General features: G+C 60.3%; 22 protein-coding genes, 1 tRNA gene and 6 pseudogenes. 5 read left to right on the top strand and 24 right to left on the bottom strand.

From position 1 onward, the window contains the following. The first annotated feature begins 4 nt into the window (after positions 1–4). A complete protein-coding gene (locus tag GQ56_RS0132205) occupies positions 5–1,210 on the top strand; it encodes a hypothetical protein (RefSeq protein ID WP_031402571.1) in 1,206 nt (401 codons plus the stop codon). 90 nt (positions 1,211–1,300) lie between these two features. Here GQ56_RS0132205 and GQ56_RS0132200 read toward each other — a convergent pair whose 3' ends face one another. The 9 genes from GQ56_RS0132200 to recA form a co-directional block, all read right to left on the bottom strand. Then, on the bottom strand, positions 1,301–1,651 hold the full coding sequence (locus GQ56_RS0132200) for a TonB family protein (protein WP_031402570.1): 351 nt from the start codon (positions 1,649–1,651) through the stop codon (positions 1,301–1,303). Positions 1,652–2,096: 445 nt separating this feature from the next. After that, complete coding sequence (locus GQ56_RS0132195) at positions 2,097–3,875, bottom strand: PglL family O-oligosaccharyltransferase (protein ID WP_031402569.1); 1,779 nt, start codon at positions 3,873–3,875, stop codon at positions 2,097–2,099. 153 nt (positions 3,876–4,028) lie between these two features. After that, on the bottom strand, positions 4,029–4,625 hold the full coding sequence (locus tag GQ56_RS0132190; RefSeq protein ID WP_031402568.1) for a pilin: 597 nt from the start codon (positions 4,623–4,625) through the stop codon (positions 4,029–4,031). Between the two features lie 97 nt (positions 4,626–4,722). Continuing rightward, positions 4,723–5,427 carry a TerC family protein gene (locus GQ56_RS0132185; RefSeq protein ID WP_031402567.1) on the bottom strand — a complete coding sequence of 235 codons (705 nt, stop codon included), beginning with the start codon at positions 5,425–5,427 and terminating at the stop codon, positions 4,723–4,725. Positions 5,428–5,584: 157 nt separating this feature from the next. Further along, positions 5,585–6,466 carry a succinate--CoA ligase subunit alpha gene (gene sucD, locus GQ56_RS0132180; protein ID WP_006477916.1) on the bottom strand — a complete coding sequence of 294 codons (882 nt, stop codon included), beginning with the start codon at positions 6,464–6,466 and terminating at the stop codon, positions 5,585–5,587. A 70-nt stretch (positions 6,467–6,536) separates the two neighbouring features. Further along, the gene (gene sucC, locus GQ56_RS0132175; protein ID WP_031402566.1) at positions 6,537–7,703 is read right to left on the bottom strand and encodes an ADP-forming succinate--CoA ligase subunit beta; all 1,167 of its coding nucleotides are present in this window, start codon (positions 7,701–7,703) and stop codon (positions 6,537–6,539) included. A gap of 68 nt (positions 7,704–7,771) precedes the next feature. Beyond that, entirely contained in the window at positions 7,772–8,380 is a 609-nt protein-coding gene (locus GQ56_RS0132170; RefSeq protein ID WP_031402565.1) for a DUF2889 domain-containing protein, read from the bottom strand. Positions 8,381–8,526: 146 nt separating this feature from the next. Then, positions 8,527–9,396 carry a recombination regulator RecX gene (recX, locus tag GQ56_RS0132165; RefSeq protein WP_031402564.1) on the bottom strand — a complete coding sequence of 290 codons (870 nt, stop codon included), beginning with the start codon at positions 9,394–9,396 and terminating at the stop codon, positions 8,527–8,529. Beyond that, entirely contained in the window at positions 9,396–10,469 is a 1,074-nt protein-coding gene (gene recA, locus GQ56_RS0132160) for a recombinase RecA (RefSeq protein WP_031402563.1), read from the bottom strand. The genes recX and recA overlap by 1 nt, the downstream gene beginning before the upstream one ends. Positions 10,470–10,658: 189 nt before the next feature. On the opposite strand from recA, the gene GQ56_RS0132155 reads away from it, so the two are divergent. The 4 genes from GQ56_RS0132155 to GQ56_RS0132140 all read left to right on the top strand — a co-directional run bounded on the left by GQ56_RS0132155 (position 10,659) and on the right by GQ56_RS0132140 (position 15,073). Next, entirely contained in the window at positions 10,659–11,387 is a 729-nt protein-coding gene (locus GQ56_RS0132155) for a response regulator transcription factor (protein ID WP_031402562.1), read from the top strand. A 17-nt stretch (positions 11,388–11,404) separates the two neighbouring features. Then, on the top strand, positions 11,405–12,952 hold the full coding sequence (locus GQ56_RS0132150) for a sensor histidine kinase (protein ID WP_031402561.1): 1,548 nt from the start codon (positions 11,405–11,407) through the stop codon (positions 12,950–12,952). Positions 12,953–13,178: 226 nt separating this feature from the next. Continuing rightward, entirely contained in the window at positions 13,179–14,837 is a 1,659-nt protein-coding gene (locus tag GQ56_RS0132145) for an MFS transporter (RefSeq protein ID WP_031402560.1), read from the top strand. Between the two features lie 159 nt (positions 14,838–14,996). Beyond that, a tRNA-Met gene (locus tag GQ56_RS0132140) sits at positions 14,997–15,073 on the top strand. Between the two features lie 969 nt (positions 15,074–16,042). Here GQ56_RS0132140 and GQ56_RS0132135 read toward each other — a convergent pair. The 15 genes and pseudogenes from GQ56_RS0132135 to GQ56_RS0132125 form a co-directional block, all read right to left on the bottom strand. Further along, positions 16,043–16,591 carry a hypothetical protein gene (locus tag GQ56_RS0132135; protein WP_031402559.1) on the bottom strand — a complete coding sequence of 183 codons (549 nt, stop codon included), beginning with the start codon at positions 16,589–16,591 and terminating at the stop codon, positions 16,043–16,045. Between the two features lie 18 nt (positions 16,592–16,609). After that, on the bottom strand, positions 16,610–17,509 hold the full coding sequence (locus tag GQ56_RS44985; protein ID WP_152601927.1) for a hypothetical protein: 900 nt from the start codon (positions 17,507–17,509) through the stop codon (positions 16,610–16,612). A 378-nt stretch (positions 17,510–17,887) separates the two neighbouring features. Beyond that, positions 17,888–18,067, bottom strand: a pseudogene (locus GQ56_RS47285) (RHS repeat-associated core domain-containing protein); the annotation flags it as partial. 123 nt (positions 18,068–18,190) lie between these two features. Beyond that, the gene (locus GQ56_RS44980; RefSeq protein ID WP_063962882.1) at positions 18,191–18,526 is read right to left on the bottom strand and encodes a hypothetical protein; all 336 of its coding nucleotides are present in this window, start codon (positions 18,524–18,526) and stop codon (positions 18,191–18,193) included. 10 nt (positions 18,527–18,536) lie between these two features. Beyond that, positions 18,537–19,154, bottom strand: a pseudogene (locus GQ56_RS43325) (RHS repeat-associated core domain-containing protein); the annotation flags it as partial. A gap of 100 nt (positions 19,155–19,254) precedes the next feature. After that, positions 19,255–19,590: a hypothetical protein gene (locus GQ56_RS44975; RefSeq protein WP_152601926.1), complete on the bottom strand. Its 336-nt coding sequence runs from the start codon at positions 19,588–19,590 to the stop codon at positions 19,255–19,257. After that, positions 19,580–20,323, bottom strand: a pseudogene (locus GQ56_RS40270) (RHS repeat-associated core domain-containing protein); the annotation flags it as partial. The gene GQ56_RS44975 and the pseudogene GQ56_RS40270, both read right to left, overlap by 11 nt. 43 nt (positions 20,324–20,366) lie before the next feature. Further along, positions 20,367–20,903 carry a hypothetical protein gene (locus GQ56_RS44970; RefSeq protein WP_152601925.1) on the bottom strand — a complete coding sequence of 179 codons (537 nt, stop codon included), beginning with the start codon at positions 20,901–20,903 and terminating at the stop codon, positions 20,367–20,369. Between the two features lie 14 nt (positions 20,904–20,917). Then, positions 20,918–21,265 (bottom strand): AHH domain-containing protein, encoded by a 348-nt coding sequence (locus GQ56_RS47280; protein ID WP_367649396.1) that lies wholly within the window; start codon positions 21,263–21,265, stop codon positions 20,918–20,920. A 91-nt stretch (positions 21,266–21,356) separates the two neighbouring features. Continuing rightward, positions 21,357–21,497, bottom strand: a pseudogene (locus GQ56_RS47275) (RHS repeat-associated core domain-containing protein); the annotation flags it as partial. Positions 21,498–21,605: 108 nt separating this feature from the next. Beyond that, entirely contained in the window at positions 21,606–22,061 is a 456-nt protein-coding gene (locus GQ56_RS42280) for an Imm30 family immunity protein (RefSeq protein WP_075123074.1), read from the bottom strand. 392 nt (positions 22,062–22,453) lie between these two features. Further along, a pseudogene (locus GQ56_RS44960) lies at positions 22,454–22,603 on the bottom strand (RHS repeat-associated core domain-containing protein); the annotation flags it as partial. Between the two features lie 175 nt (positions 22,604–22,778). Continuing rightward, positions 22,779–23,240 (bottom strand): Imm26 family immunity protein, encoded by a 462-nt coding sequence (locus tag GQ56_RS42270; protein WP_075123072.1) that lies wholly within the window; start codon positions 23,238–23,240, stop codon positions 22,779–22,781. A 356-nt stretch (positions 23,241–23,596) separates the two neighbouring features. Beyond that, positions 23,597–23,746 (bottom strand): annotated as a pseudogene (locus tag GQ56_RS44955) (RHS repeat-associated core domain-containing protein); the annotation flags it as partial. Between the two features lie 24 nt (positions 23,747–23,770). Then, positions 23,771–24,133, bottom strand: coding sequence for a hypothetical protein (locus GQ56_RS0132125; RefSeq protein WP_031402558.1), 363 nt, complete (start codon positions 24,131–24,133; stop codon positions 23,771–23,773). Positions 24,134–24,851: the final 718 nt, after the last annotated feature.

Raw genomic sequence — 24,851 nt, 5'->3', positions numbered from 1 at the left:
AACAATGAAGAATCCCGCGCTGAAATACGCCGCACCGCTGCTGTGCGCGCTCTCCCTGCTGCCGGTCGCCGCTTCGGCCGCCGGCGCCTGCCCCGCCGCCGACACCGCCGCGCGCGCGGCCATCGACGCGCAGCACCGCGTACAGAAGATCCGCAATCCGCAGAGCGACGGCGGCGGCGTCCCCATTTCTCCGCCACTGCGCGACGCACTGCGTGCGTACAAGCAGGCGCTCGTCGGCGCGATCGATGCGCGGCTCGCGTGCAGCGACGAACAGGCCGACCCGGCCGTGCTGAAACGCACGCTCGCGGCCGCGCTCGGCGTGCCGGCCCGGCCCGTCCAGCCGAAAGACGGCGAATCGGCGTTCGGCCGCAATCCCGAGATCGAAGTCGAACGCAGCGGCACGTCGCGCCCGCTGATCTTCGTGCGCGCCGGCTTCGACATCGAATGCGGCGACGACAACCTGCTGACCGCCTACGCGTGGGAAAGCGGCGGCTGGCGGCGCGTGCTGCGCTGGCAGGCCGACGACTACAAGGACATCGACGGCGCGTACGGCAGCGGTTTCTGGTTCTCCGCGCTGCCCGGCGGGCAGGTCGCGGTCGTCCACGGCACGCCGTGGTGCGCGTCGCGCTGGAGCCAGTTCGGCGCGGACGTGATCGCGCCGGCCAACGGCTCGACCGCGCAACGCACGCTGTTCCATTCCGCGAACGACTACGTGATCGACGAAAACCCGATCCGGTTCAAGGTGCGCCCCGACGGCTTCGAGGTGCGCATGATGGTCAGCTCGAGGGACACCGAGGTGATGACGCGGCCGGGCATCTTCCGCTATCGCGTCGACGGCGGCGCCGTGCAGCGCGTACAGCCCGTCGCCGTCAACGGCCGCGATTTCGTCGACGAATGGCTGAAGGTCGACGATGCGCAGGCGCGCGAATGGAGCGAGCCCGCCACCGCCGCCGCCGCGCAGAAAGGCCGGCAGGCATTCGACAAGGCCAGCAAGGTATCCGGTATCGGGTTCGCGTACGGCCCGGTGCGCAGCTGCTCCGACAGCAAGGACCGCTTTCAGGTCGAACTCGACCTGACGGGCACGACCGGGGACACGATTGCGCGGCACTATGCGCTGATTCGCCAGGAACGCAACGGGTTCACGCTGCTCGGGCTGAGTACGACGGCCGAGCCGGCTTGCCGCGGCGCGGACCTGATGCCGAAGCGCTGAACGTCGGGCGCGCGCCGCAACGACTGTCGACGGCGACGCCCGCTGGCGCGGCTGGCCGGGAACGAAGCCGGACGGCGCGCCGCCCGCACGTCATTCGCCGCGCTGCGGCTCGAATATGAACGGCTGGGTCAGCAGGAACGGGTTCGCGGTCGCGCCCGTCTGCACGCAGGTCGCGTGCGTCATTGCGTCGACGGCCGCACGATCGGCCGCCGCATTGCGGCTGCTCGTCGTCACGGTGACGTTCTGCGCTTCGCCGGACGTCGTCATCAGCGCGCGCACCAGCACGGTCGCCTGGCGCGTGAGCGGCTTCGCGGTGTCCGGATAGACGGCGCGCGGAATGTGGCAGGTCAGCTTGCTTTCCTGCGACGACGACAGCATCGCGCAGCCGGAAAACAGCATCGCGACGGCTGGCAGGATCAGGTAGGTCGGGCGAATGGCCATGGTCGAATATCGTGCTTCAGCACTGTTTCGGACGATCGCGCCGCGCACCGGAGAACATTGCCCGGTACGCATCGCATGCGTCACACCGCGCCGCGGCCATCGGACCGGCGCCCCGTTACGGCCGCACGGCCGATCGATGCCCGGCCGCGATCCTGCGTAGCGACTTCCCCGGATGGCCGGGGTGTTGCCTGTACGTGCGCCGGCCGGACCTCATGCGGGCCGGCCCGCGAGCGCTTGCGCGCATTGTGCACGCGCCCTTCGATACATGGCGGCGATTTGACAATGGTTGACGCGAATCGCCGCACATTCGGCCGGAATCCGCGCAAACCACGAGGTAATCGCTGCCGGGCCGGATTCTCGCCGGGCTGCATGGCCCGACACGCGCGCCCGCTTCATCGCGAAACCGCGAACGCCGGCAGGCCCGCTCCGGCAAACGCCGCGCGCGTCAATCCGAATCGTCGTCGTCCGTATCGTCAGCCGCGTCGTCCGGCACCTCGCCGTACTTCGCGACGACGGCCGCCTTGAACGTCTTCAGTGCCGGCTGCTGGTCGCACAGCCTGTACAGCGACGCCAGCTGTTGCGGCCAGTCCTTCAGTTCCTTCGCAAACACGTGCAGGCGCGCGACGGTATCGAGCGCGTCGGCCTGGCGGCCCGCCAGCGCCTGCAGCACCGCATAGCGGCGCAGCACCGTCTCGCCGGGCAGCAGCGCGATCGCACGCTCGTGCGCGGCGAGCTTGGCCGGCAGGTCGTCCGGCGAAAGCGGCAGCAGCGTCGCCGCGCCGTAATTGCCCCAGGCGCCGAACAGCAGCGACGGCGCGTCGCGATATTGCGCGGCCGGATCGCTGCCGTAATACAACACTTCCGCGCGCTGGTAGTCGCGCAGCACGGGCACCGCCGCCAGCACGCCGCCGACCGACAGCACCGCGAACAGCCCGAACGCCGCGCGCCCCGGCAGCAAGCGCAACGGCTTCACGTCGAGCAGGCCGATCACGAACATCGCCGGCAACAGGAAGAACATGTACTGCTGCGGATACTCGACCAGCGCATGCATCAGCACGATGCCGATCAGCGCGAAACCGAACACGCGCATGCTCGACTGCGGCGCGCGCAGCGCGCGCACGAACCACATCACGAGCGTGACGACGAGCACGCCCAGGCCGACGAGCCCGGACTTCGCGAGCAGGTCGATGAAGATGTCGTGCGAGTTGTTGGCGATCTCGACGCCGCCGAGCGCGCGCACGAGCGCGAACTGGTGCGACGGGAATTCGCCCCAGCCGACGCCGAGCAGCGGATGCTCGCGGAACATCGCAAGCCCGTACTTCCACAATGCGAGGCGAGGCGCGATCTGCCCTGCGTCGCGCATCCGGTCGGCCGCCGATTCCGCGAGATTCAGGTGATAGTGCAGGTTGGCCCAGCGCACCGCGACGTTCACCACGACGAACATGAGCGCGAGCACGACCGGTATCAGCCAAGCGCGCGCATTGCCCGGCGCGCGGCGCGATTCGAGCCGCGCCATCCAGAAGCCCGCGACGACCGTCACCGCGACCTGCAGCCACGGCCCGCGCGACACCGTCAGCGCGAGACCGACCGACAGCACGACCGACAGCGCGAACCACGCCCATACCGCGAGCCGACGCGTCTGCACGAGATACAGCGCGCCCGCGAGCGCGAACGCGATGTAGCTGGCCAGGTGGTTCGCCTGTGCCATGTTGCCGTACGGGCGGCGATCGACCGCGACGTTGTACATCACGACGAACGGCGTCAAAACCGATTCGAGGTGAAACAGCTGCGCGATCTGGGTGCCGACCGCGAACACGCCGCCGATGAGCAGCGCGCCGGCCATCATCCGCGACACGGCCTCGGCCAGCCCGTCGCGCGCCAGTGCATAGCCGGCCTGCATCGCGACCAGCGCGGCCGCCAGATAGCCAACCGCCAGCCAGTTCATCGACGGCACCTTGAGCGGGATCAGCGCGACCTGCGCGACCAGCACCACGGCGAACCCGAGCGGCGCGAGGAACGCCGCCGGTGCGGCAAACGGCTCGGCCGGACGCCCCGTGCGCGCGAGCAGCATGACGGACACGCCCACCAGCAGATACAGCACCAGCGCGGAAAACTCGGAATAGAAGGTCGGGATCGGATACGTGTGATTCGTGATCGCGTACGGCACGATCAGGGCGACAGCCAGCGCAACGAGCGGCAACGAACGGGAAAAAGTAGAAGGCATGAGCGAACCGGATGTCAGCAACCGGCGCACTATACAAAACTTTCCCTACTCTGTGCGGTGCCGTCGCACCGCGACGCGACTCCCGGCTGGCGCCCCGGTCGACCGAAGCGCCAGCCGGCGAGCCGTGCGCGCCGCGCCTCACCGCCGTCGGCCCTACGCGCGGCACTCGGCCGGCGCGTATTTCGCGGGCAGCGTCGCGGCGTCGCCCGGCAGCGGCCCGGCGCCCGGCGCCGGCAGCGACGACGCATCCTTGCCGGCGGCGAAGCATTCCCACGCGATCGCTCCAGCCTGCATCGCGCCCTTTTTGAGGGGTACGCGCGCGGAAGGCGCGTCGGCCTTGTCGGGCGCCGACGGCACGAGCACCAGCGTATTCGCGCCGGCCGCGGCGACGCGGGCGGTGAACGCAACCGTGATCTGACCGGTCTCGCCGTCGATCGCGACGGATTCGACGTTGCGGGTTGCAGTCGGCGGGTTGTACCCGCCGTCGAGGCTCGCGCCGCTCGCGGCGTTGTCGGCAACCGCGAGCCGCGCGGACGACGCGAGCGCCAGCCCCTCGCCGACGCGCGAACGCGCCAGGTAATCCTGGTACGCGGGAATCGCATAGGCCGCGACGACGCCGACGATCGCCAGCACGATCATCAGTTCGATCAGCGTGAAGCCGGCCGGCCGCCAGCGCGGCACTGGCCGGTTCGCGCGCCGCAGATCGGCGACGACGCGACGGAACAGGGAAACGGAAAAGGCTTCGAACATGGCAGGCTCCGGAAACGAAAAACGCCTGCCGATGAAGGCAGGCGTCTCGATCGTAGCCAGCGGGCCCCGAATCCGGCAGTCGGCCGGATGGCCAGTGTCAGCGCGCGTGCGGTGCGTCGCCGCGCCGCCTCAGCGCGGAGCCGATCGCCACGACGAACAGCGCGCCCGCGATGCTCGCGCCATAGAGCGCCGTGGGCGTATCGAGCTCCGGCCAGCGATCGCCGACCGGGTCGTTCACGATCAGCCCGCCCGCGATCCAGCCGAGCAGCGCCGCGCCGAACGTGACGACGATCGGAAAGCGGTCGAGCAGCTTCAGCACCAGCGTGCTGCCCCACACGATGATCGGCACGCTGACGACGAGCCCGAAGATCACGAGCGCGATCCGGTGCGACGGATCGGCCTGCTCGGCCGCGCCGGCGATCGCGATCACGTTGTCGAGGCTCATCACCGCATCGGCGATCACGATCGTCTTCACGGCATCCCACAGGCGGTCGGCCGGCTTGATGTGATCGTGCGCGTCGGCGGCCGGCGCCATCAGCTTGATGCCGATCCACAGCAGGAGCAGCCCGCCGCCGAGTTTCAGGAACGGCACGTCGAGCAGCGCGACCGCGAACGTGATCAGCGCGATGCGCAGCAGGATCGCCCCCGCGGTGCCCCAGATGACGCCGCGCAGCCGCTGGTTGGCCGGCAGGTTGCGGCAAGCGAGCGCGATCACGACCGCGTTGTCGCCGCCGAGCAGGATATCGATGATGACGATCTGGAGAACGGCGCCCCAGTGCAGCGACGTCAGGAATTCGAGCATGGCGGTGACAGGCAGGACAGCGGCCGCCCGGCGGGCGACCTGGTTCATCGCCGGCACATGCGTGATACATGCCCGGCGCTTACAAAATCATTGCGCGAGCATAACAAAAAACGCCGGCAAAGCCGGCGTTTTCTGCAGGACGAAACCAGCGGAAATATTACAGCGCCTTTTTCAGCAGGCGACCCATTTCCGACGGGTTGCGCGTGACGGTGATGCCGCACGCTTCCATGATTTCCAGCTTCGCCTCGGCCGTATCCGCACCGCCCGAGATCAGCGCGCCGGCGTGGCCCATGCGCTTGCCCGGAGGCGCCGTGACACCGGCGATGAAGCCGACGACCGGCTTCTTCATGTTGTCCTTGATCCACTCGGCCGCATTGGCTTCGTCCGGACCGCCGATTTCGCCGATCATCACGACCGCATCCGTATCCGGATCGTCGTTGAACATCTTCATGACGTCGATGTGCTTCAGACCGTTGATCGGGTCGCCGCCGATGCCGACTGCCGACGACTGGCCGAGGCCGAGTGCCGTCAGCTGCGCAACGGCTTCATACGTCAGCGTGCCCGAACGCGACACGACGCCGATGCGGCCCTTGCGGTGGATGTGACCCGGCATGATGCCGATCTTCAGTTCGTCCGGCGTGATCGTGCCCGGGCAGTTCGGCCCGAGCAGCAGCGTCTTGCGGCCTTCGCGACGCATGCGGTCCTTCACTTCGATCATGTCGCGCACGGGGATGCCTTCCGTGATGCAGATCGCGAGATCGAGGTCGGCTTCGACCGCTTCCCAGATCGCAGCGGCTGCACCTGCCGGCGGAACGTAGATGACCGACACGGTCGCGCCGGTTTCCGCCTTCGCTTCCTTGACGCTTGCGTAGATCGGAATGCCTTCGAAATCTTCGCCGGCCTTCTTCGGGTTCACGCCCGCGACGAATGCTTCGCGGCCGTTTGCGTATTCACGGCAGGCGCGCGTATGGAACTGACCGGTCTTGCCGGTAATGCCCTGCGTGATGACCTTCGTGTCCTTGTTGATCAGAATCGACATGTATTTTGACCTCTGTTCGATTGGCGTCGCGAGCTGACCGCGCCGCCATGCGTGTTCATTGAGCGCGCGCTTACTTGCCTGCGGCAGCCGCGACCACCTTCTGCGCGGCTTCTTCCATGCTGTCCGCCGAGATGATCGGCAGGCCCGAGTCGGCCAGCATCTTCTTGCCGAGGTCCTCGTTCGTGCCCTTCATGCGCACGACGAGCGGCACGTTCAGGTTCACGGCCTTCGAACCGGCGATCACGCCTTCCGCGATCACGTCGCAGCGCATGATGCCGCCGAAGATGTTCACGAGGATCGCCTTCAGATCCGGGTTCTTCAGCATCAGCTTGAACGCTTCCGTGACCTTCTCGGTCGTTGCGCCGCCGCCGACGTCCAGGAAGTTCGCCGGTTCGCCGCCGAACAGCTTGATGGTGTCCATCGTCGCCATCGCGAGGCCTGCGCCGTTCACGAGACAGCCGATGTTGCCGTCGAGCGAGATGTACGCGAGGTCGAACTTCGACGCTTCGATTTCAGCCGGATCTTCTTCGTCCAGATCGCGGTACGCGACGATTTCCGGGTGGCGGAACAGCGCGTTCGAGTCGAAGTTGAACTTCGCGTCGAGTGCGGTGACCGTGCCGTTGCCGGAGACGTTCAGCGGGTTGATTTCAGCCAGCGACGCGTCGGTTTCCCAGAATGCCTTGTACAGGCCTTGCAGGATCGCGCGTGCTTGCGGAATCGAAGCAGCCGGCACGCCGATCTTCGCGGCGAGATCGTCGGCCTGGGCGTCGAGCAGACCGGTCGACGGCTCCACGATGACCTTGTGGATCAGTTCCGGGTGCTTCTCGGCCACTTCCTCGATGTCCATGCCGCCTTCGCTCGAACCCATCAGGACGATCTTTTGCGACACGCGATCGACGACGAGGCTGACATACAGTTCCTGCTTGATGTCGGCGCCTTCTTCGATCATCAGACGGTTGACCTTCTGGCCTTCCGGACCGGTCTGGTGCGTGACGAGCTGCATGCCGAGGATCTGGTTCGCGTATTCGCGGACCTGCTCGATCGACTTCGCCACCTTCACGCCGCCGCCCTTGCCGCGGCCACCCGCGTGAATCTGGGCCTTCACGACCCAAACCGGGCCGCCCAGCTCTTCCGCCACCTTGACGGCTTCGTCCACCGAGAACGCCGGCTTGCCGCGCGGTACCGCGACTCCGAATTTCCGCAGGATTTCCTTACCCTGGTACTCGTGAATCTTCATGCGTGATTCCCTTCAGTCTGAGAGTTGGATGAAAAGTCGCTTAAGACGCTTCTTCGAATGATTTCCGTTCATTCCTTCGTGCTGCCCTCACCGGGCAGGTCCGGCCGGCTCGCGCCATACCAGCGCGGGTAGTACTGCCGCACGACCTCGCCGTCGAACCGCAGCGCCCGGCAGCGGCCGAGCTGGAAAGGCGGTTCGGCATGCACGCCGTCATGATCCGGCCCTTCACCGCCCTCCTCGCGCACGTTCCACACGTCACCGGCGAACGCCTGGATCGCTGCGGTCGGCAGCACGGCGCACAGTTCGGTGAGATGGGAACAGCCTGCGACGCCGGCGAGAAGCCGGTTCGCATCGCGGCGGAAATGGCGGAAGAGATTGAGCCCGATGAGGGCCCGATAGGCGGGAGGAGCGGATTGACACTGACCGGGATAGGGCACCCATTCCGAAGACGCTTCGGCGTCGACGACATTGAGTTCACGATCGATAGTCACGCGCAGCCAGAGTTCGTGGATCGGCAGGCCCTGGGGCCGGATGCCCGACGCAAGCGCGACATCGCGCGGCTTGTGGTCGGTCAGGCAGGCTTCGATATCCCACAAGCCGTCGCCGCGCTCGTAAGCTTCCGCTCGGATTGCGCGTCGATGTCGCAACTGACGGGGCACGGGCTCGGATAGCGGCATGCTGGAGGTTGAGGCCGAAGAGGAAAACCCATGAATTTTAGCATATTGGGTATTTGAGACAGTTTGACGCGACGGCGGGTATTCCCGCCTGTCCGGAAGCGGTTGCATTGCAGCAAAATCGCGCGCCACGCGCGCGATCGGCCTGCTCAGTCGTCGATCGGGAAATCGTCGCCGACCTTCAGCAACTTCACGATGGTCGCGCTCGAGAAGCCGCGCGCGGCCAGAAAGCGCGCCTGCTTCGCACGCTCGGCCGGCGTTTGCGGCAGTGCACCGAATTTCTTGCGCCAGACGGCCTGCGCACGCGCCCATTCGGTCTCGCGAAGCTGGGTACTCACCTCTTCGACGAGCGTGTCGCCGACCGCATGGCGCTTCAGTTCGCTGACGATGCGCGCGACGCCGACACGCGACCCGCGGCGATGCACGAGGCTCTCGGCAAAGCGCGCGTCGGACAGCCAGCCTTCCTTTTCGAGTGCATCGAGCACCGGCTCGATGGATTCGTCTTCGCCGGCGTAGGGTGCGAGCTTGCGTGCGAGTTCCGCGCGGCTGTATTCGCGCCTGGACAGATAGCCGAGCGCGCGGCCCTTCAACGACCGCGGCGGCTTCGACGATTTGCGCTCGCCCGTGCCCGGCGCATCGCCGGACGAAGCGCCGGCGGAAGTGCCGGACGCGCGGCGCGTGCGGCGCGGATGCTGGCTGCTGCGCGTATAGACGTCTTCCCTGGCCGGCGACGCCGCACCGGATGCACGATCGCCCGGAAAACTGACGCCGGAAACACGCCGACGGGAGCGGTCGTGCGCATCGAACGATTCGTCGTCGTCGAACGGATCGTCCGGCGCGGCAATCTCAAACGAAACGAGGGCATCGTCGGATGCCCTCGTCGCGGTGCGGCCTGCGGCATCGCTGCCTGCAGGCCGCCGGTTGGCGCCCGAGGATCCCGCTCGCCGGCCGGAGCGACCCGCCGCTTCGGGCGCGTCGCTCTCTTCCGGTTCGCCAGCCTGACCTCGGCGCCCGACCATCACTCTTCTTCGTCCATCGCCTCGGCTTCGTCGTGGCCGACACCATCCGGCATGGCGGCAACGCCGAGCGATTCGCGAATGCGGTTCTCGATCTCGAGCGCGATTTCCGGATTCTCGCGCAGGAATTCACGCGCGTTGTCCTTGCCCTGACCGATCTTCTCGCCGTTGTAGCTGTACCAGGCGCCGGCCTTGTCGACAATCTTCGCCTGCACGCCGAGATCGATGATTTCGCCCTGACGCGAGATGCCTTCGCCGTACAGGATGTCGAAGATCGCTTCGCGGAACGGCGGCGACACCTTGTTCTTGACGACCTTCACGCGGGTTTCGTTGCCGATCACCTCGTCGTTCTTCTTGATCGAGCCGATCCGGCGAATGTCCAGACGCACCGACGAGTAGAACTTGAGCGCATTGCCGCCCGTCGTGGTTTCCGGGTTGCCGAACATCACGCCGATCTTCATCCGGATCTGGTTGATGAAGATCACGAGGCAGTTCGTGCGCTTGATCGTGCCGGTCAGCTTGCGCAGCGCCTGCGACATCAGGCGGGCCTGCAGACCCGGCAGCGAATCGCCCATCTCGCCTTCGATTTCGGCCTTCGGCACGAGCGCCGCGACCGAGTCGATGACGATCATGTCGATCGAGCCCGAGCGCACCAGTGCGTCGGTGATTTCGAGCGCCTGCTCGCCGGTGTCCGGCTGCGAGATCAGCAGCTCCGGCACGTTCACGCCGAGCTTCGCGGCATATTGAACGTCGAGCGCGTGCTCGGCGTCGATGAACGCCGCGGTGCCGCCGATCTTCTGCAGTTCGGCGATGACCTGCAGCGTGAGCGTGGTTTTACCGGACGATTCCGGACCGTAGATCTCGACGACCCGGCCGCGCGGCAGGCCGCCGACGCCCAGCGCGATATCGAGACCGAGCGAGCCCGTGGACACGACCTGGATGTTTTCGGTCGCCTCGCCGTCGCCCATGCGCATGATCGAGCCCTTGCCGAACTGCTTCTCGATCTGGGCAAGCGCGGCGGCCAGCGCCTTGCTCTTCTCGGCGGTCATCCCGGAGCCCTTCTTGCTATCTTCCATGAATCGTCCTTTGCTATGATGAGCAGCGTCTGTTAAAGGCGCGCCCGCTTTCAAGCGCCGCCCACGAATGCAGACACTGTATAAAAAAACAGTGTTTTGTGCAAGCCCGCAATGCAGGCTGCGTTGTACACGAATCACTTCGGAGACAGCCGGCCGGCGCGAACGCCCTGCCGGCCATCGGTCAGCACCATGCGAATTCTCATCGCGGAAGACGACAGCATACTCGCGGACGGCCTCACCCGGTCACTCCGCCAATCGGGCTATGCGGTCGACCACGTGAAGAACGGCGTCGACGCCGATACGGCGCTGTCGATGCAGACCTTCGACCTGCTGATCCTCGATCTCGGGCTGCCGAAGATGTCCGGGCTCGAGGTGCTCAAGCGGCTGCGCGCCCGCAATTCCAACCTCCCCGTGCTGATCCTCACCGCCGCCGACAGCGTCGACGAGCGTGTGAAGGGGCTCGACCTCGGCGCCGACGACTACATGGCCAAGCCGTTCGCACTCAACGAGCTCGAGGCGCGCGTGCGCGCGCTGACCCGGCGCGGCGCGGGCGGCGGCCCGACCGTCGTGCGCCACGGCTCGCTCGCGTTCGACCAGGTCGGCCGCATCGCCTATGCGAACGATCACGTGCTCGATCTTTCGGCGCGCGAGCTCGGCCTGCTCGAAGTGCTGCTGCAGCGGATCGGCCGGCTCGTGTCGAAGGAACAGCTCGTCGACCATCTGTGCGAATGGGGCGAGGAAGTCAGCAACAACGCGATCGAAGTCTACGTGCACCGGCTGCGCAAGAAGATCGAACCGAGTGGCGTCCGGATCTCGACCGTGCGCGGCCTCGGCTATTGCCTCGAGAAAGTCGCGCCCGCCGCGCCGGCCGACGCGACGGCGCCCCAGCCCGCGGTGGCCGGCACGCCGCTGCGCTGACACCGCGCGTCGTCGCGATGGCCACGCCGGCCCCTTCCCGCCACTCGACCGGCGCGCCGCAGTCGGCCGCCGACGAGGCGCGCGACGCGCGCTACGAGAACCCGTTCGCGCCGCCCGACGCAACCGATGCGCCCGAGGCGCCACGCCCGCGCTCGCTGTTCGGCGAGATCCTCGACTGGATGCTCGCACCGCTGCTGCTCCTGTGGCCGATGAGCATCGCCGTCACCTATCTCGTCGCGAAAACGATCGCGAACGGCCCGTTCGACCGCTCGCTCGAGACCAACGCCTACGTGCTCGCGCGGCAGATTCACCCGGTCAACGGCGTGGCCGAGCTGACGCTGCCGGAGCAGACCCGCGACTTCCTGCGCGCGGACAACGTCGACAGCGTTTACTTCCAGGTGCTCGGCACGCGCGGCGAGCTGGTCGCGGGCGAGGCAGACATGCCGCTGCCGCGCGACGAGGACCGCCCGCCGCCCGGCGTCGTCGTGTTTCGCGACGACCTGCTGCGCGGCAACGACGTGCGCGTCGCGTATACGACGGTCGCGCTGCCGCAAGCGAGCGGCACGCAGCCCGTGCTCGTGCAGGTCGGCGAAACGCTGGACAAGCGCAACGCGCTCGCGAACGACATCATCAAGGGTGTGATCCTGCCGCAGTTCGTGATCCTGCCGCTCGCGATCCTGCTGGTCTGGTTCGGCCTGTCGCGCGGGCTCGCGCCGCTCAACGCGCTGCAGGCGCACATCCGCGCGCGGCGGCCCGACGACCTGTCGCCCGTCGAGGCGCAGCGCGCGCCGCCCGAGATCGAGCCGCTCGTCACGTCGTTCAACGACCTGCTCGCGCGCCTCGAACAGAACATGGCGCTGCAGAAGCGCTTCATCGCCGACGCCGCGCACCAGATGAAGACGCCGCTCGCGGGCTTGCGCACGCAGGCCGAGTTCGCCCTGCGCCACCCCGTCCCGCCCGACGTGCAGCGCTCGCTCGAACAGATCGCGACGAGCTCCGAACAGGCCGCGCGGCTCGTCACGCAACTGCTCGCGCTGGCGCGCGCCGAGAACCGCGCCAGCGGGCTGACCTTCGAGCCGGTCGAGATTGCCGCGCTGGCGCGGCGCGCCGTACGCGACTGGGTGCAGGCCGCGCTCGCGAAGCGGATGGATCTCGGCTACGAAGGGCCGCCCGACGATGCGCCGCTCGACGTCGACGGCAATCCGGTGATGCTGCGCGAGATGCTCGGCAACCTGATCGACAATGCGATCCGCTACACGCCCGAAGGCGGCCGCATCACCGTACGCGTGCACGCCGACCCGACCGCGCGGTTCGCGCATCTCGAAGTCGAGGATACGGGGCCGGGCATCCCGGCCGCCGAACGCGAGCGCGTCGTCGAGCGCTTCTACCGGATCCTCGGCCGCGAAGGCGACGGCAGCGGCCTCGGGCTCGCGATCGTGCGCGAGATTGCCGCACAGCACGGCGGCACGCTGACGCTCGACGATCACGTCTACCAGCACGCGCCGCGCCTCGCCGGCACGCTCGTGCGCGTCAGCCTGCCGCTGGCAGGCACCGCCCCGGATTAACCCTGACGCGCACCGCCACGGCCCGCCGCGATCGCATCGAAACCGGCGTTTTACACGACGTTCGCACCATGATCCACACAAAAACCGGCCGATTCCGCGCGGGTTAACGCGCATTCGTTTTGTACGCGCGAGTCAGTCCGCCGTAAGTTTCCATACCAATAATCGTCGACAGGCCCGCCCACCCACGGCGGCCGCACATCTATATCAAGCGACTTGGAGACGATTCATGGCAACGTTAGGCGGGCAAATTTCGCACTCGCCGATGACGGGCGAAGAGAAGAAGGTGATCTTCGCGTCGTCGCTCGGCACCGTGTTCGAGTGGTACGACTTTTACCTGGCCGGCTCGCTCGCGGCCTACATCAGCAAGAGCTTCTTCTCCGGCGTCAATCCGACCGCCGCCTTCATCTTCACGCTGCTCGGCTTCGCGGCCGGCTTTGCGGTGCGGCCGTTCGGCGCGATCGTGTTCGGACGGCTCGGCGACCTCGTCGGCCGCAAGCACACGTTCCTCGTGACGATCGTGATCATGGGCATCTCGACGTTCGTGGTCGGCTTCCTGCCCGGCTACGCGTCGATCGGCATCGCCGCGCCCGTGATCTTCATCGCGATGCGGCTGCTGCAGGGCCTCGCGCTCGGCGGCGAGTACGGCGGCGCGGCGACCTACGTCGCCGAGCATGCGCCGGCGAACCGCCGCGGCTTCTACACCGCGTGGATCCAGACGACCGCGACGCTCGGCCTGTTCCTGTCGCTGCTCGTGATCCTCGGCGTGCGCACGTTCATCGGCGAGGAAGCGTTCGGCAGCTGGGGCTGGCGCGTGCCGTTCGTCGCATCGATCCTGCTGCTCGCTGTGTCGGTGTGGATCCGGATGCAGTTGAACGAGTCGCCGGTGTTCCTGCGCATCAAGGCGGAAGGCAAGACGTCGAAGGCGCCGCTGACCGAAGCGTTCGGCCAGTGGAAGAACCTGAAGATCGTGATCCTCGCGCTCGTCGGCCTGACGGCCGGCCAGGCCGTCGTGTGGTACACGGGCCAGTTCTATGCGCTGTTCTTCCTCACGCAGACGCTGAAGGTCGACGGCGCGAGCGCCAACATCCTGATCGCGATCGCCCTGCTGATCGGTACGCCGTTCTTCCTGTTCTTCGGTTCGCTGTCGGACAAGATCGGGCGCAAGCCGATCATCCTCGCGGGCTGCCTGATCGCGGCGCTGACCTACTTCCCGCTGTTCAAGGCGCTCACGCACTACGCGAACCCGCAGCTCGAACTCGCGACGCAGAAGGCGCCGATCACGGTCGTCGCCGACCCGGCCGCCTGCTCGTTCCAGTTCAACCCGGTGGGCACGTCGAAGTTCACGAACTCGTGCGACATCGCGAAGAGCGCGCTCGCGAAAGCCGGCCTGAACTACGAGAACGTCGCGGCGCCGGCGGGCGCGATGGCCGAGATCAAGGTCGGCGACACGGTGATCCCCGCGTATGACGGCAAGGCGACCGACGCGAAGGCGCAGGGCGCGGCGTTCGACAAGACGCTCGCGTCGACGCTGAAGGCGGCCGGCTACCCGGCGAAGGCCGACCCGGCGCAGCTCAACTGGCCGATGACGATCGTGATCCTGACGATCCTCGTGATCTACGTGACGATGGTGTACGGCCCGATCGCCGCGATGCTGGTCGAGATGTTCCCGACGCGGATCCGCTACACGTCGATGTCGCTGCCCTATCACATCGGCAATGGCTGGTTCGGCGGGTTCCTGCCGGCGACCGCGTTCGCGATCGTCGCGGCGAAGGGCGACATCTATTCCGGGCTCTGGTATCCGATCGTGATCGCGCTGGCGACGTTCGTGATCGGCCTGCTGTTCGTCAAGGACACGAAGGACTCGAACATCTACGCGCAGGATTGAAGGCGTAGCGGCGGGTGGTTGCCGGTTGCCGGGCATGCGTTCCGGCGGCTGGCGGCCGGCGCTGGAACGAGGCCGCACGGGTGCGTCGGTCACTTTTTTTACGAAAGATGAAAAAAGGTGTTGACAGCCGGGCGGTCGATCCGCATAATTCAATTCTTCGGCGAATTAGCTCAGTCGGTTAGAGCGACGGAATCATAATCCGCAGGTCCGGGGTTCGAATCCCTGATTCGCCACCAGCTTCACCAAAAAAGCCGCTGTTCCGTAAGGTTCAGCGGCTTTTTTGCTTTCCTAGCCGCGCAATTCACCTAAAACGGACGCCAACAGGCGAACATTTTAGGCGCGAGGCGGTTTTGGGAGCGTGGGTGCTACACGCCACTACTACCTTCCGTGGAGAGCACACCGTGAAACACCCCCACCTGACCATCCGCGCCGATTCCCGCCACTTCTACTTCCGCCGCAAGGTGCCGCTCGAGCTGCGCGCCCTGTGTTCGACAAGACCGAAATCTGGCTGAGCCTCGACACGCCCGGCAAGGAGGTCACTCTCACGCGCCTGCCGCTGGCCGCCCTCGAATATGGACGCCTGGTCGCCCCGGCCCGGGCCGCAGCCGACACGACCGGCGAGCGCTGGCTGCCGCATGGCCTGCGGCCCGCGAGCGACGACGCGCCCCACCCGTACCACCCGACCGTCTGCCCTGCCGGCTGGACCCCCACTGGCCGACGCCCAGATGCCGCGACTGCTCGAGCGGTATCGCGCCCACGCACTCGCGAGCGAACGCGAGTACCCTAGCGCACACTCCCATTCAAGCGCGGTGAAGCTGCCAGCATATTCGCCTGAAAGGCAGCGCCCTCCGTGCCGTGCTGCAACCGCCTGCATCATCGCCAGCGTATTGCGCCGCCTGGAATGACTACAGTGCGGGCACCATGTACCCTGTCTAATAGCTGCGGGAGTCGTACACCAACGATGTCCCTTGGCACATTGCCACTCTAGCGGTACCCCCGAGTGAGCATATTTTTCGGAAAGACATGCACCGTCTTTGCTTTCAGCAAGGCGGTGCATGTCTTCGATGGTTTTCTTCGTAGTCGTCTACAGCAAACTCGTTGATAAACCGTCCCGTGTTTGGATCGTAATACCGAGGCTCCTTGACCCGTCCAGCAGCCGGCCGATCGGGTCACAAGGATAGGCGTTCGCCGCTTGCGTTGCTACATTATTCAACAACCGCTTTGTTTAGCGCCGAAAGCATATGTTCAAATCGTTCTTTTTGCTGCTCAGCGTAGGGCCAATTTGGATACTTATCGCACGCACGCTTATTCATCCATAACTGATCTAATATTGCCGTCTTTGCTCGCCCAAGAAGCTCAATATTGATCTGACCAACGATCTTCAGCTGCCCAAAGGCCGTAGCAACGATAGCTCGACAGTCACTCTGGAAATACACCTCGTGCATATCGTCTTTGTCTAGCCACTGACGCCGCATCTCCAGATCATCACGAGTTTTCTCCCAAGGCACATCCAACCCCCAACCGGCAAGGTGGTCAGTTAAAAATTCCGTGATGCTCTGATCATCTTCTACCCCTCGATACCAGGCTTCCAGCGCCCGCAACGTGTCATGACCGTCATCACTACCGAAAGGGCTGAAATCGTCGATCACGGAATAATAAAAATACTCAGACGCGAGAGATACAAAGCGAGGATGGCTGGTCTCGCAAGTAGGCCCTTGCTCAGCAGCATCATAGTAACGTCTTTCATTTCCCATGCCAAAATCCGCCCCATATCAAACTATAGATTCACAAAACACCTTGGATCGATAAGGTAGATTTAAAAACCCCATTTCGTCAATCACTCCCACATTCTCATCAACAACCCCAATACATCTGAAATAAGTTAAATTTGGCAAATGCCTAATAAAATCAATACTTTCCGCCACCTCGAGCCATACGGTTTTAAGATTAATTTTTTTAGACAAAAAACTCCAATTTTTAATTCCACGGAACTTCTCAAACATTATGTGCTCAATCGATTTCGCCTCTAATAACGCACTAACATCCGCAAGTCTTCGACAAGAAACAACATGAACTATTGCCAAGTGCGAGAGCCGCTCAATGCCATGAAGACTTCTAACCCCTCCCTCAACAAGACACAATCTCTTTAATTTATTCAAGCCCGCCAAAGGCATAAGATCTTTCCCCGGGTAGTGATAGATAGCCAAATCCACAATATCGGGAAACTGCCCAATCCAAAACAAATCAGATTCGGAAAATAATTCGACAGCGATTTTTTTCAAGAAAGGCAATTTATCACTTAATGGCAATCCCTCCGGAAAGCCATCTCTCACCGAGATTTCTCGTAAATTTTCGAAAACCAAGTCACTCGGAAATTTTAAAACATCACCCCTTTGTAAATTCAAATAAAGGCGCTCAATAAATTTTACTTCCACCCTCCCAAAATCAAAAATGATCGAATCGGAAGAATTATGTGAAATAGACAGTATTTTTATTTTGAAATTTGAAAGAAAATCCACATAATCATCAATTGGTGAGTTCATTATGGAAAATGAAACAAATTCCCCCAATTCGTCCTTTGCAATAGTAATCTCACCATTCTCCGAAACCATAACGGGACCATCCGGTCCCAAAAAATCAGTTCCAAATAATTTCACATTTTCCGATGACATATTACACCCCAGAGCCAACCGGTTTCACCGGAAGATTTGCAAGCAAGACTGCCGTATCCTTTGCAACCGAAGAGGACAAAGCCAAACACCCTCCCGCCTTAATCGCCTCCGCAGCTTTTTTCCAGGAGAATCAATTCTATTTAATGTTGGCTTTACCCCGGGCAAAGTCGGATACAATCTCATCGCCGCACCATCCACCATCAGCACATAATCGTCTTCTGAGACATTTACACACGGAGATTTAGTATCTATGTGCGTCCCACGAGAAACACCAGAAGGCCCGCCAGCCTCTCTATTTACCGAAGATTTATAACGGTTGCAGCCTCCCTTACCGATATAAGCCTCGCCTGAAGTCGTTTCAAAAACATAGACCCCATTGAGCCCATAAGGGTCAATCCAACTTACAGGGTTGCTGCCGTATTGATAGACGTTGATCCCGGCGGTCAGATCGATTGGATCCTTCGAGATAAACCGTCCGCTACTCGGATCGTAGTACCTGTACCGGTTATAGTGCAGCCCCGTTTCCTCGTCGCAATACTAACCTTGGAAGCGAATCGGAGTGGCACCTCCATGGTGGCAGGACTTTCCTGCCATGTGCCCCTCCTGCCACACCTCCTCTCGCCTGGCGACCAAGCACTTGCACCGACCTCGCCCTACACCGTCTGCGGCATTAATTCACACTTAACTATCCCCAATCAATCCTTGAATTTCTAAAGCCACTCTTTCTATCAATTTATCATCTACCACTATGGAAAAGTCCCAAACTTCCGGATCCTCACCAATAAGTATGTAAACACCGCTATCTTCGCCTCGCTTCCAATGAACAGGACTATTGGCCGATTCCCCAGCCAACACATAATCAATTGCCCTCCCGCCGAAATTGATCACTGCCCCAGCATCTGCAATAGAAACAAATACGTTTAATTCAACTATTGAGGCCGAAAATTTTACAAGAACAGCCTTTCCGCCATTTCGATAAAATGCGTGATCAACATAAACATCAAAATCGTCGCTCATTTATTTCACCTCAATGCGCGTTATCCACATCGATCCCAAGCCCTTCTAGCCGTCCAGCACAGTTGCACGGATCACGCTTTGACGCTCCAACAGATTTTAACCCTGACACACAACTCATCAAATTCTCTTCCGCATGCTTGCTCTTGGAAGTCGGAACCCGCGTTATTCCGAGGCTATCAGCCTTATCTCTTTTCCCGACTTCAAACCCATTACTACTGCCGGCAAACAGGACTCCTGATTCATCCTGTCCAACCCCGATGGTTCTTTGATTGACGGCGGGCTTATATTTTCCCGCCTCATGGATTTTCTGAGCTAGCTTTTGAAGCGTTCCTCGCGGCTTACCAGTCACCTGGTTGATTTCACACGCGCAGGAACACCCCGCCTTCTTTGACAGCCCTAACGGGTCAATCCACTCGACCGGGTTGGGCTCGTACTGGAAGACGTTGATCCCGCCCGCCAGTCCGATCGGGTCCTTGCTAATGAACCGTCCCGACTTCGGATCGTAGTACCTGTACCCGTTGTAGTGAAGGCCCGTCTCGTGGTCGAAGTACTGCCCCTAGAAACGGAGCGTGTTGCAGATACCCGCCTTGCGCGCGGCCTCGCTGATGACCTCCTTCGCTTCGCCCCAAGGCTAGAGGGAAGGGCACCACAAAACTCACGCTGAACTGGAACTGCTGATCACCACCACAACATGAACAAGGGACCGCATCTGCGGCCCCCTTTTTCTACTAACGCATGTAGATTGTCTTTAGAAGCTCACCTTCTTCAACGGCGTACACATATGTCACTCCACGACCGTTCTTATACATCCCTTGATCTGCGATCTCAAACGGCACTCCATTGATCTCGTAAGCCGGAAGAGGAGTAAATGAAACGGCAACTAAATCCCTACTTTTCCCAAAATCAACTGAAACTTTATAGTCACCCAAAGACCACTTGCTCTTTGAGAGCCTTCTAAATTCCGCCAAAGCCAGACCAAATATCTCGAAACAATCTCCACGACAAGAGAAATCACTCGGATACTTAGTTGCCAACTCGAGAATATCGTCTTGACTATAGATCACGAGCACCTCCCATAACTGTATAGACCTTGATCTTACCACTTGGCGTACCCAAGTATGAGCGATGACATTTGTTCTTGAGTGCGGCAAGAGCACTGATCTCTTTATCTCTTCTTGAGAAATCGTCGCTATTGAAATCATCCCTGCTTGGATCTGACGTTCTGACAACCTCTCCGTTCGCTCCCAGTACGGAATAATCTCCATGCGTATGATAATCACCTACGATGGTCGCGCCCTTCGGTACTTGTGGCAATGCCAAAGCAGGAATGAAGGTTCGGCCCGTACCAGGAACAGGGATCGTCGCAAAATACTGCCCCCCTTTTTCATAGACTAAGCCACCGAACTCTTTGTTCATCCGGATAGACTTACCCATGACAGATTCGAGTGCGCTACGTGCGGCAGCATCGGCACACCCTCCACTATGGGGCGTTCGAGCCAGCCCAAGCGGATCAGTCCAATGAACGGGATTGTTGGCGTATTGATAGACGTTGATGCCGCCCGCCAACCCGATCGGGTCTTTCGAGATGAACCGTCCCGAGTTCGTGTCGTAATACCTGTGCCGGTTGTAGTGAAGGCCCGTCTCATGGTCGAAGTACTGCCCCTGGAAGCGGATAGGGTTGCGGATACCCGCCTTGCGCGCCGCCTCGCTGATGACTTCCTTCGCTTCACCCCACGCCTTGTAGCACGCTGACCAGGCAACCTCGCCCACCTTGTCGGCCACCTCATGCGGCGCCCCTAGATGATTCTTCCGTTACGTAAGAACGCCCACATTCAGAAATTTAATCCTTTGAATAAATTAGAATCTCCCCATCTGGAAACTCACCCTTCCATCCACAAGGAATACCACCACCCTGATAGATTTCATACATCCTATCGGCAAGCGGAAGCTGCTCATCAAAAAACGTCTTGTTTACAAGGAAAATATAGAAATTTCCACAAATAACGTCAACAATCGAGCTCGACACTCCAAATTCCTCACCCTTCGAAATTAGAGCAGACATCAACTCGCCATCAAATATTTCAGAAATATTTAGAGAAAATTCATCACCCAAATCCAAACTATCCTGCAGATCCATTTGCTCAATAGTTCTCGAATTATTCTCCAGAATACCAGTCCAATACTGATACTCACCACCTTTAATTACATCAACATCCTGATCGCAAGCAAAAATTTCCGCATCTTTTTCATTCGTTACGAGAACTTCACCTTTGCGAGGCACGACTCCACCGCGCAAAAATTTTGGTCCATTTATCAGAGAAAGAAGCTCCTCAGCACATACACGAAGCCTCATTACATACCGTTCCCGAGTAGTCACAGCACATCTCCAAATTAAAATTTACTTAAAATATCATTCCACGCTGACTGACTAGCCCCTTGGCCGTTAACTATTGGATTATCACTTCGCCTAAGTGCCGACCTCAGTGTTTCCTGCATCCCTCTCAAGGCCAATTTTCGAGAAGCACAACTCTTTATAGCACCAACCCGATCAAGCGTTGACTTAATTGCCCTGTCGTACATAGGGTGTTGCGTATTATGTTGAGACCTCCCAAAATAGCGCCCTGTTCTTGCACCTGCATTAGCTCCATCCTTGGGCAAGCCAATCATGTTGTCAGGATCATCCACACCCATGCCAGCACAAGCCAGCACAAGCCAGCATTTTCGAGTACTTGGGATCATTAAATATGTTCTGAGGAATGATGTGGTGGACTTGATACTTATCCCTTTCGGCCCCACCAACTGCATTCCAAAATACATCGCGATAATTTTCCAGGTCTAATGGGTCGATCCACTCAACAGGATTCGGAGCGTATTGATAGACATTGATCCCACCCGCCAGCCCAATCGGGTCCTTGCTGATGAACCGTCCCGACGTCGGATCATAGTACCGATGCCGGTTATGGTGCGGGCCCGCCCGTATCCGTCCTACCTTGCCTTCGCATTGCATCAGCGGGCAACTGCCATGTTGCCCGCCAACCAAGAAATCAATACAGCACTGCTACATTCAATTCAATTCAATTCAATTCAATTTAGACAGAACGAATGAAGCCCTCTCCTTAATTTTATCTGAGACATCCCCTTGCATCGCAACAAGCCGAGAAATAATTTCAGCCGCCCCCCCTCCATCGCCCAGTCTTAAATTATTGATCAACACATTCCGAGAATGATCTCCATTCAGCAGTCTGAATATGAATGTATCCAACCAATCAGATGCGATCATTTTCATAGCCGGGGCCGCCTGTACCAAAGCAGCAACAACCAAATTCACATCGCTCGCCTCTATTAAATGAAGAAGACCATACATAACCTCTTCATGTTTAGTCCGGTCAATAAATACAGAAAGAAGGTTTACCAGATCCTCCTTCGATAACACTTCAGAACTAAGAGTTTCAATCACCCCATCGAATTCGCCAACTTCATCCGGGGTGTCGAGTTGACGGACACGTAGCAGATCTTCCAAGCAACCTTGTTTCATTGTCCCTTCCCAAACGTCGATGGATACTGAGCCTTGTTTTGAGCAATAACTTGCTGCAGCCCAGCGCGAATTTTAGATGTATAGCAATTTTGGCGCTGGTAGATTCGTCTAGCATCTCGAATATCCTGTGCTAACACATCCCGAGGCGTCATCGTTAAATCAGGGCTTGTCCCGTAAGAACTTGTTTGACGATGGCGCCCTCCAGTCGATGGCATTTCCATATTAATAGATACACCGTCGCCACGTGTGTAATTTGGCACACCAATTCCCTCCATATACGCATCAGATGGAATGTGATGCGGTGTGAGGTTGTCACCCGTTGATCCAGCCCTCTTCAGGTCCCTGTACTTTCCGACGTCTCCTTCACCGGGAAGCAACGACGGGCAACAACATCGTGTGAGCCCAGTGGGATCAGTCCACTGAACGGGGTTGGGCGCGTACTGATACAGATTCAGGCCACCAGCCAGTCCGATCGGGTCCTTGCAGATGAACCGTCCAGAGTTTGGATCGTAGTACCTGTATCGGTTATAGTGTAGGCCCGTCTACAGCCAAGATAAACTATTCCGGCCCACCAAGAAGCTCCCTTGCTCGCACAAATTCACGTTCTAATCGGTCGTCATTTCGAGTCTCCTTCAGCGCCTACTCCAGAAAGGGGCGGGCCTCCGTCGACCGGGCTATTTCATACCGAAAATCACCCAAGTAGATCACAGAGAACAATCAAGTATCGATGTGCTTAAAAAGGTTTGAATTCTCATTAATCTCTTCAATTAGGCGCTCATCGGTCAATTTCTTGTCTTCCGGGAGATCGTCATACTGCCCAAATTCCTCAGCAGATATGTAGCGCCCTTTAAATACGACCTTTCTTACGTCCGGCCGCAGCCTGAAGACTTGCTTACGCGGGCCTGGCCAAGCCTCATCCTCACTTGCAAATGGGATATTACCAATTAGCGGCCATCGACCTTTCTCAATAGCCGTCCTCATGGAAAATGCATCTGTAACGCTTGGATATTTTTTAACCTCATCCAACGACAAAAGTTGCTTCCCAGATGTTACCCCCAGGATCGCTATATCCGGATTGTGGTACATGCGCACATAGCCGTACCGTTGATTCAACGGGTCAAGAGGGACGGCATAAACATCACCGATCCTCACCTCATTTTTAGATTTTCTCCTGATCATCTTTTAAGTGATTTCTCCGCACAATCAAGGTATGTTGCTTTGCTTTTGTTTCGGTCTGAGATTGGATTGTTCTGGTCCGTTGCCAGATCTCCGAGATTGCCATGCTCAATGTGCTCAAGACCACGGACCGAAGCGTATGAATCTGTCTCGTGAACAACGTTTGCATCTTCCAGAGCTATTCCTCTATGGTGCCCGCCAGAGAAACGTCTCTGCAAAACCTCCCGTGGCGTCCCGTACCCCGAAGCCTTACCCGTATAGATTTTCCCCGGGTTCTTAGGATCTTCCGCTTGATACACGATGTGCGTCTTACCGTCGGCCGCACAGGGATCTTGTCCGGGGCATTTGCAGGCCTTCTTGCGAGCCAACCCAAGCGGATCAACCCACTGGATCGGATTGGGCGCGTATTGATAAACGTTGATGCCACCGTTCAGGCCGATCGGGTCTTTGCTGATGAATCTGCCTGTGTTGGGATCGTAATACCGATGCCGGTTGTAGTGCAGGCCCGTATATTTTGCTCTCGAGAGCCCGCCTCACGGCACAAGTATGTCGTACAAATACAGCGTTGGCTGCGCAGTGTTGTCCTTCTTCACTCGAAGGATCATGAAAGCGTCCGAGCCCCCCTCCTCCGAGAAGATGGGTACCTCGATTGATAGCCCGTCTGATTTATGTCCATCAATTTCAAATACATACCCATCCATTATCACCTCATCCGGGATCGGCCCAATCGCCTCCCCACCCAAGCAGGCTCTCAGCGCGGCTCTGTATTCCGATGCTGTGCTTGGTGCAGCAAGTCCTTGGCTTACCAACTCCTCAAAGTGGTCATGGATCAACTCATCGTAGATGTGCCTCACCAATGGGGCATACATCGGATAGTCCGCCAACTTACGTTCCATGCTATCTCCTATCTCCGATTCTTCACGGTTCGCATTGGAGTATTTCCATTGAACCCGAGGTTTTCGAAATATGGATCAACGTGCGCTGCAAAAAGACACCTTGCCTCTTGGGAAGTAAGACCAGCTCGCCGGAGCGCCTTGTAACCAATTCTGCGCTCGGCGGCATACGTTCCCCCTCCGGCTTGTCGCTGCACACTTGTCGCTGCGTAATGCTCCGAGCCCACTTGTGTAGAAGGCCCGTCCAGTTGAACAGCGGGTGCCCCAGTATAGGGGTACCCTTCCGTACCTACTGGCACTGAGGCATGTTGGATGATGTGATGGCCGTCTGCGGGCGTTCCCGACTTTGAACCATACGCCCGACCACTCGCTCGCATATTTGCGAGAACCTTTTCACAATCGCACGGACAACGCGCCAAGCCGAGCGGATCGATCCAGCCGATCGGGTTCGGCGCGTATTGATAGACTTTTTACACCGAAACGCTCGCCCCTCGTATACGCCGCAATCCATTGTCCAGCAAGGGTTTCAGCCTTCCGCCTACGCCAGCAATTTTTTCCTAGACACGATTTTCCCGATGCGCGCACCCGGGCGCAAGCGCGGCCCACGCATCTTGCAATGCATGACACTTGCCCCGCCAAGCCTATTCGCGGCGGGCTGACGTGCCCGCCTTACTCGTCCTCGTCCTCGTCCTCGTCCTCGTCCTCGTCCTCGTCCTCGTCC

This window comes from Burkholderia paludis (assembly GCF_000732615.1).
Lineage (GTDB): Bacteria > Pseudomonadota > Gammaproteobacteria > Burkholderiales > Burkholderiaceae > Burkholderia > Burkholderia paludis.
The sequence above is the reverse complement of the archived record's forward strand: the minus strand, read 5'-3'. Positions and strand labels throughout refer to the sequence as shown.

Bases quoted from the DNA above. Each gene is read 5' to 3' on its own strand.
- GQ56_RS0132205 (WP_031402571.1), top strand. From the start codon at position 5: ATGAAGAATCCCGCGCTGAAATACGCCGCACCGCTGCTGTGCGCGCTC.
- GQ56_RS0132200 (WP_031402570.1), bottom strand. From the start codon at position 1,651: ATGGCCATTCGCCCGACCTACCTGATCCTGCCAGCCGTCGCGATGCTG.
- GQ56_RS0132195 (WP_031402569.1), bottom strand. From the start codon at position 3,875: ATGCCTTCTACTTTTTCCCGTTCGTTGCCGCTCGTTGCGCTGGCTGTC.
- GQ56_RS0132190 (WP_031402568.1), bottom strand. From the start codon at position 4,625: ATGTTCGAAGCCTTTTCCGTTTCCCTGTTCCGTCGCGTCGTCGCCGAT.
- GQ56_RS0132185 (WP_031402567.1), bottom strand. From the start codon at position 5,427: ATGCTCGAATTCCTGACGTCGCTGCACTGGGGCGCCGTTCTCCAGATC.
- sucD (WP_006477916.1), bottom strand. From the start codon at position 6,466: ATGTCGATTCTGATCAACAAGGACACGAAGGTCATCACGCAGGGCATT.
- sucC (WP_031402566.1), bottom strand. From the start codon at position 7,703: ATGAAGATTCACGAGTACCAGGGTAAGGAAATCCTGCGGAAATTCGGA.
- GQ56_RS0132170 (WP_031402565.1), bottom strand. From the start codon at position 8,380: ATGCCGCTATCCGAGCCCGTGCCCCGTCAGTTGCGACATCGACGCGCA.
- recX (WP_031402564.1), bottom strand. From the start codon at position 9,396: ATGGTCGGGCGCCGAGGTCAGGCTGGCGAACCGGAAGAGAGCGACGCG.
- recA (WP_031402563.1), bottom strand. From the start codon at position 10,469: ATGGAAGATAGCAAGAAGGGCTCCGGGATGACCGCCGAGAAGAGCAAG.
- GQ56_RS0132155 (WP_031402562.1), top strand. From the start codon at position 10,659: ATGCGAATTCTCATCGCGGAAGACGACAGCATACTCGCGGACGGCCTC.
- GQ56_RS0132150 (WP_031402561.1), top strand. From the start codon at position 11,405: ATGGCCACGCCGGCCCCTTCCCGCCACTCGACCGGCGCGCCGCAGTCG.
- GQ56_RS0132145 (WP_031402560.1), top strand. From the start codon at position 13,179: ATGGCAACGTTAGGCGGGCAAATTTCGCACTCGCCGATGACGGGCGAA.
- GQ56_RS0132135 (WP_031402559.1), bottom strand. From the start codon at position 16,591: ATGGGAAATGAAAGACGTTACTATGATGCTGCTGAGCAAGGGCCTACT.
- GQ56_RS44985 (WP_152601927.1), bottom strand. From the start codon at position 17,509: ATGTCATCGGAAAATGTGAAATTATTTGGAACTGATTTTTTGGGACCG.
- GQ56_RS44980 (WP_063962882.1), bottom strand. From the start codon at position 18,526: ATGAGCGACGATTTTGATGTTTATGTTGATCACGCATTTTATCGAAAT.
- GQ56_RS47280 (WP_367649396.1), bottom strand. From the start codon at position 21,265: ATGATCCCAAGTACTCGAAAATGCTGGCTTGTGCTGGCTTGTGCTGGC.
- GQ56_RS42280 (WP_075123074.1), bottom strand. From the start codon at position 22,061: ATGAAACAAGGTTGCTTGGAAGATCTGCTACGTGTCCGTCAACTCGAC.
- GQ56_RS42270 (WP_075123072.1), bottom strand. From the start codon at position 23,240: ATGATCAGGAGAAAATCTAAAAATGAGGTGAGGATCGGTGATGTTTAT.
- GQ56_RS0132125 (WP_031402558.1), bottom strand. From the start codon at position 24,133: ATGGAACGTAAGTTGGCGGACTATCCGATGTATGCCCCATTGGTGAGG.